Below are 6,091 nucleotides of genomic sequence, written 5' to 3'. Positions count from 1 at the left end.
AAGAAATTTGATTAGCTCAAATTGTTTTGCTGGCATCATGTTTGATGTCCAAAATTTTGTTTCGTTCACCAACTCTAGGTTAGTTACTAAAAACTATATTGATTACGTTTTGCTTGTTCAGTTTTCAAGGTTCATTTTGTTGTCATTTTGTTTCAACAACTTTTATAATATAACATTTTCTTGTTTTTGTTGTCAACACTTTTTTAGAAGTTTTTAACTTCTTTTCAAAAGCAGCAACTCTTATATAATATCACTCTACGATTTCAATGTCAACATCTTTATTTAATGTTTTTTTGAATCCGTTTCGTTTCTTGCGTCGTCTTAACGACAAGTAATAATTTAACACGATTTCAATACAACCGCAAGTGTTTTTTTGCTATAAAATTATCTTTTTTATAAATATAGAATTAGCGAGCTATTTTACGATTTTTCGAGCACTAAATAATTCTTATAATCTTCTAGCTATCTCTTTATTTGTTTTACTATACATCTCTTTCTCATAAATCTCAATAAAATCAATTATGCCTCGGCATAATTGCGTCCGGAATTGGCTTTTTGCTTGCACAAAGAACTCCTTGCCGATCCCGTAACATCCGCTAGAGGCTTTAACTTTCTTTCAGAAAATGCCTTTGTAGCGAAAGCGCAGCGACAGGTGTTTGGACACCTACTGAAAGATAGTTAAATAAGAAGAGTATCTATATTGGTCTTTTTTCAAGGATTCTTTCTAAAGCTTCCCTTCGTAAAGCATAAAAGATATCAAAACACATCGGAACGCACCATTACCCTAATAAATACTCAACCATGAAAAAAGGAGTCAGCGGTTCTCCTGCACCTCGACTCCTACTTATTCATGGTTGTTACTTTTTTAACTTTATTGTTCTGCTACAAATGCGGTATTCAAAATTGAAAGTTAGCTAATTAAACTTAAATCTAAAATCAACTAATTTTAATTATTTTGTTTATCAGCTACATCTAGGCACCAAGAGAAATTATCCCACGCAGAATACCAGCCGCTGAAAATTTCAGAGGAATCATCCCAACGGACATCGAATTTCTTCTGACCGTTTATATCCACTAAATATAATGTAAGAGTTGGATCTGCTTTAGAAACCGCCAATTTCATACCATGTTCAAGCTCTTCCTCAGTTAACAGAACATCTGAAACTGAGCGTACTTGTGCCTGTTCAAATACTTGTTTGTTAAAGATTTTATAATTCATTATAAGCCTCCAATAAAACTTTTGATAATGTCTATTTCTATTTAATCTGCAAATTATAGAACTCTAAAAGTATACCTTAAATTCATTCATCATTTAAATACTCTACTTAATTCTTTCTAATTTAAACTTTTAAATAGTTACTATTTCATTGCAGAAGATGCAAAACAGGAGTCTTAGTGCTTCTTCTACACCTCGACTCCTGCTTATTCAAGATAACCTTTTAAAACTATTACTTAGTAGTATGACGCATTGTTGGGAATAATAATACGTCGCGAATTGATGGTGAATTTGTAAGAAGCATGATTAAACGGTCGATACCAATACCTAATCCACCTGTTGGAGGCATACCGTATTCTAATGCTTCAATGAAATCATTGTCCATTTCGTGTGCTTCATCATTACCAGCTGCTTTTTCAGCTAACTGAGCTTCAAAGCGCTCACGTTGGTCAATTGGATCATTTAGTTCTGTAAAGGCATTTGCATGCTCACGACGGACGATAAATAGTTCGAAACGGTCTGTGAAACGCTCGTCCTCTGGGTTTTTCTTTGCTAGAGGCGAGATTTCTACTGGATGACCATAAACAAATGTAGGCTGAACAAGAGTCTCTTCAATCTTTTGCTCGAAGAACTCGTTAATAATATGCCCTACCTCATGTGTTTCTTTAACTTCTACTCCATGTTCTTTAGCAAGCGCTTGAGCTTGTTCCTTAGTCATCGGTTGCCAGAAGTCTACACCTGTAGCTTCTTTTACTGCATCTACCATATGAACTCGTTTCCAGCCTACAGCAAGATTAATTTCATCTTCACCGTATTGAACTGTAGTAGTGCCCAAAACTTCCTGAGCTACATGAGCAATAAGGTTTTCAGTTAGAGACATAATATCTTTATAATCCGCATAAGCTTCATACAGCTCTATCATTGTGAATTCAGGATTGTGGCGTGTTGAAATCCCTTCATTTCGGAAAACACGACCAATTTCATATACTTTCTCTAGTCCACCAACAATTAGACGTTTCAAATGCAGTTCGATTGCAATACGCATATATAATTCCATATCAAGCGCATTATGGTGTGTAATAAACGGACGAGCCGCCGCACCACCAGCTATTGTATGAAGCATTGGTGTTTCTACTTCTAAATATCCTGCATTATCTAAATAATTGCGAATAGCACGGATAATTTTAGAACGTGTAATGAATGTTGTTTTACTATCCTCATTCGTCATTAAATCTAAATAGCGTTGACGGTAACGTTGTTCAACATCTTGTAAGCCATGGAATTTTTCTGGCATAGGGCGTAGAGCTTTTGATAGGAATGTAAATTCTTCAGCTTTTACTGAAAGCTCTCCAACTTGTGTTCGGAATACATTACCACGAATACCTACGATATCGCCTAAGTCAGCTTGTTTAAATAATTCATATGCTTCTTCGCCAACATGATCTTGACGAACATAAATTTGAATTTGGCCACCTAAATCTTGAATATGTGCAAAGCCAGCTTTTCCTTTACCGCGTTTCGTCATAATACGACCCGCAATAATTACCTCTTGTAGGTTTTCTTCTAGCTGCTCTTTCGTTTGATCTGCAAATTGTTCACGCACTTCTGTTGATAAATGCGTGCGTTCAAAACGACTACCAAATGGATCTTGACCATTTTCTCGAATAGCCGTCATTTTTTGGCGTCTCACCAAAAGCTGATCATTTAATTCTTCTATGTTTGACACTTGTTTCACTCCTTATTAAATTGTCCGCGTTGCGTTTACGTCCATAATATTTCTATTGTACACAATTTTATTGCTGTAATCATCTGTTTCGTTTTAATTTCCATAATAGGATAAATAATTAATAATTCTAAAAATTAATGTTACCAGAAAAATAGACGTCTCAGAACGAACAGAGAGACGTCTATTTACAGTATTAAAGAATTAATTCTTTTGCTTCTGGTACTATTAATTTAGATTCAAGCTCTTCATAGTCTTGTACAATTCCATTTAATAGCGCACGAAGCTCTACCGCAGTTTCTGTTTGGTTAATCGCTTTACGCGCTTTACCATTACCACGAATACCTTTTAAATACCATGAAGCATGTTTACGCATTTCACGTACCGCCACACCTTCTCCTTTTAATTGCATAAGGCGTTCAAAGTGAAGCAAACACACATCAATTTTTTCGCGTACACTCGGCTCTTCCTTTAACTCACCAGTTTCAAGGTATTGAACTGTACGATAAATCATCCATGGATTGCCTAACGCAGCGCGTCCAATCATTACTGCATCCACTCCAGTAGTATCAAGCATACGTTTTGCATCTTGAGGAGTTTCTACATCACCATTACCAAGCACAGGAATTTTTACATTTTCCTTCACTTGACGAATGAAATCCCAATTTGCTTTTCCTTCATACATTTGTACACGTGTACGTCCATGAACAGCTACTGCTGAAGCACCAGCACGTTCGGCAGCTTGTGCATTCTCAACAGCAAAGATATGCTCGTCATCCCAGCCAATACGCATTTTCACGCTGACAGGTTTTTTTACTGCATCTACAACAGCCGCTACCATTTCATATAATTTATTTGGATCTAAAAGTAAACGGGCGCCCGCTTCACATTTAATAATTTTATTAACTGGGCAACCCATATTAATATCGATAATATCGGCAGTTGTGTTTTCATCTACATACTTAGCCGCTTCCACTAGCGTAGCCTTATCACCACCAAAGATTTGCAATGAAAGTGGATTTTCACGCTCATCGATATAAAGCATGCCTAGTGTTTTTTCGTTCTTCTGGACAATCCCTTTATCACTAATCATTTCTGCATATACTAGCCCTGCTCCGAACTCCTTAACAGTTAAACGGAAAGCAGAGTTACAGATTCCTGCCATTGGTGCTAATACGACACGGTTGTCCATGACTATATCGCCAATTTGAAACGGCTTCTCAGTTGTCTGACTCAACGCTGTTTTCCTCCTTCTATAGGTTTTCACCTATTCCATATATCAATCGTTAATGCTACGCAAATCAATTATGCCTCGGCATGATGGCATCCGAATTTGGCTTTGTGCTTAGGCTTGCTGATGTTATAGGCAGTCACTACACCAGTTATCTTTGACCACTGGATTAAAAACTTAATTAACAGTCTGCATAATTTTCAGCTCTGCTGATGCTCGCCATAAAGTTACGCCTTCCTCTTCACAATTCATCTGCTGCATTGTATCATGTGCCCTTTGCAGTTGTTGTCCAACTGGTGCAGGTGTAATTTCTATTAGTGGAACTAATACGAAAGCTCGCTCATACATTCTTGGATGTGGAACAATTAAGCTCTCTGTTTCAACATTTTCGTGATTGTAGAGTAGAATGTCAAGGTCTATGATTCGAGGGCCCCATCGAAATTCACGAACACGCCCAAGTTCGCTTTCAACCCATTGGCAAATGTTCAGCATTTCGGAAGATGAGTAACTCGTTTTAATATGAACAGCAATATTTAAAAAATCTGCTTGGTCCGTGTAGCCTACAGCAGCTGTTTCATAAACAGAAGAAATGTGTACAACTTCAATTTCCTCTTTGCCCTTTAAAAGAGTAACAGCATGTTGTAGGTTTTCAAATCGATCTCCCATATTTGTACCGATTGATAAATACACATCATTCATTCGTAATCACCTCTCGTGATCTCTACCGATACTTCTTTATAATAGCCATGGATTGGTGGATCTGGTTTAATAAGCTCCACGCGAACTCCCTTAACCTTTTCTGAGTATGTCTCTAAAATACTGTTTGCTATTTTGGATACAAGCGCTTCAATAAGCTTGAACGGCTCTCCTTCTACAATATCACGGCATAACGCATAAACCTCTGCATAGTTCACCGTATGATTTAAGTCATCCGTCTCTCCAGCCTTTGTCATATCTACAGCAAGTGAAACATTGGCACGGAAGCGTTGGCCAAGTGTTGTTTCCGCTGCTAAAACGCCATGATAGCCGTAAAACTGCATGTCCTTTAAATGAATATAGTCCATCACGCTTCCTCCTTATAAGTACGCTTACCAACTAAAACATCAGCCATATGTGTAGATCGTGCCATTTCCTTTACATCATGCACACGAATCATATGGCAGCCTTTTTCAATACCGTAAACAACTGTTGCCCCTGTACCTTCTATACGCTCCTCAACAGGCAACTTTAAGACATTACCAATCATTGATTTACGTGAAGTCGCTAGCAAAACAGGATAACCCATTGCTACTAAATCATCTAAATGCTTCATCATTTCTATATTTTGAGCAGTAGTCTTCGCAAAGCCTATGCCTGGATCTAAAATAATATGATTGTCTGGTATACCTGCATTCCGAGCAATAGCAATACTCTTCTCTAAGTCAGCCTTTGCCGTCATCCAGAAATCAGCACCGTAATTAGTGTTGTCTCGATTATGCATTAAAATAATCGGTACATTTAAATCTGCAGCAACTTGAGCGATCTCGGGTTCAGCTTGCGCTCCCCAAATATCATTAATAATATGTGCACCAGCTTCAATGGCTGCACGAGCTACGTTCGCTTTATACGTATCAACCGATATAACTGCTGGCACTTCAGCTACTAAAGCTTGAATAACTGGTACAATTCGTGCAATTTCATCTTCATCGGAAATACGTTCATAACCTGGGCGTGTTGATTCTCCGCCAACATCAATAATTTTAGCGCCCTCAGCTACCATTTTTTTCGCTTGAGCAACTGCAGCTTCTACGTTATTGTACTTTCCTCCATCTGAAAATGAATCCGGTGTGACATTTAAAATACCCATCACAAAAGTTTCTGCTGTATAGTCTAACGTGATCCCGTTAATAGTTAATGGTGTTGTATATTTTTCTAGCATGTT

Annotated in this window: 6 protein-coding genes; all 6 read right to left on the bottom strand. The window is 37.6% G+C overall.

Annotated features, from left to right (window positions below; translation table 11 throughout):
* Nucleotides 1-946 precede the first annotated feature (946 nt).
* The 6 genes from ABH966_RS21395 to folP all read right to left on the bottom strand — a co-directional run bounded on the left by ABH966_RS21395 (nt 947) and on the right by folP (nt 6,088).
* The gene (locus ABH966_RS21395; protein WP_370081942.1) at nt 947-1,219 is read right to left on the bottom strand and encodes a hypothetical protein; all 273 of its coding nucleotides are present in this window, start codon (nt 1,217-1,219) and stop codon (nt 947-949) included.
* Between the two features lie 229 nt (nt 1,220-1,448).
* Nucleotides 1,449-2,951, bottom strand: coding sequence for a lysine--tRNA ligase (gene lysS / locus ABH966_RS21390; RefSeq protein ID WP_370081940.1), 1,503 nt, complete (start codon nt 2,949-2,951; stop codon nt 1,449-1,451).
* Nucleotides 2,952-3,135: 184 nt separating this feature from the next.
* Entirely contained in the window at nt 3,136-4,176 is a 1,041-nt protein-coding gene (gene dusB, locus ABH966_RS21385) for a tRNA dihydrouridine synthase DusB (RefSeq protein WP_248717623.1), read from the bottom strand.
* Between the two features lie 171 nt (nt 4,177-4,347).
* Entirely contained in the window at nt 4,348-4,869 is a 522-nt protein-coding gene (gene folK / locus ABH966_RS21380; RefSeq protein ID WP_370081938.1) for a 2-amino-4-hydroxy-6-hydroxymethyldihydropteridine diphosphokinase, read from the bottom strand.
* Entirely contained in the window at nt 4,866-5,234 is a 369-nt protein-coding gene (gene folB / locus ABH966_RS21375) for a dihydroneopterin aldolase (RefSeq protein WP_370081936.1), read from the bottom strand. Before folB ends, folK begins: the two co-directional genes overlap by 4 nt.
* A complete protein-coding gene (folP, locus tag ABH966_RS21370) occupies nt 5,234-6,088 on the bottom strand; it encodes a dihydropteroate synthase (RefSeq protein ID WP_370081934.1) in 855 nt (284 codons plus the stop codon). The genes folB and folP overlap by 1 nt, the downstream gene beginning before the upstream one ends.
* Nucleotides 6,089-6,091: the final 3 nt, after the last annotated feature.

The sequence above is a fragment of the Lysinibacillus sp. RC46 genome (assembly GCF_041262385.1).
In the GTDB taxonomy this organism is placed as follows: domain Bacteria; phylum Bacillota; class Bacilli; order Bacillales_A; family Planococcaceae; genus Lysinibacillus.
This window is presented reverse-complemented; position numbering and strand designations above follow the sequence as displayed.

Coding starts and splice junctions, on each gene's coding strand:
- ABH966_RS21395 (WP_370081942.1), bottom strand. CDS start 1,219: ATGAATTATAAAATCTTTAACAAACAAGTATTTGAACAGGCACAAGTA.
- folK (WP_370081938.1), bottom strand. CDS start 4,869: ATGAATGATGTGTATTTATCAATCGGTACAAATATGGGAGATCGATTT.
- folB (WP_370081936.1), bottom strand. CDS start 5,234: ATGGACTATATTCATTTAAAGGACATGCAGTTTTACGGCTATCATGGC.
- folP (WP_370081934.1), bottom strand. CDS start 6,088: ATGCTAGAAAAATATACAACACCATTAACTATTAACGGGATCACGTTA.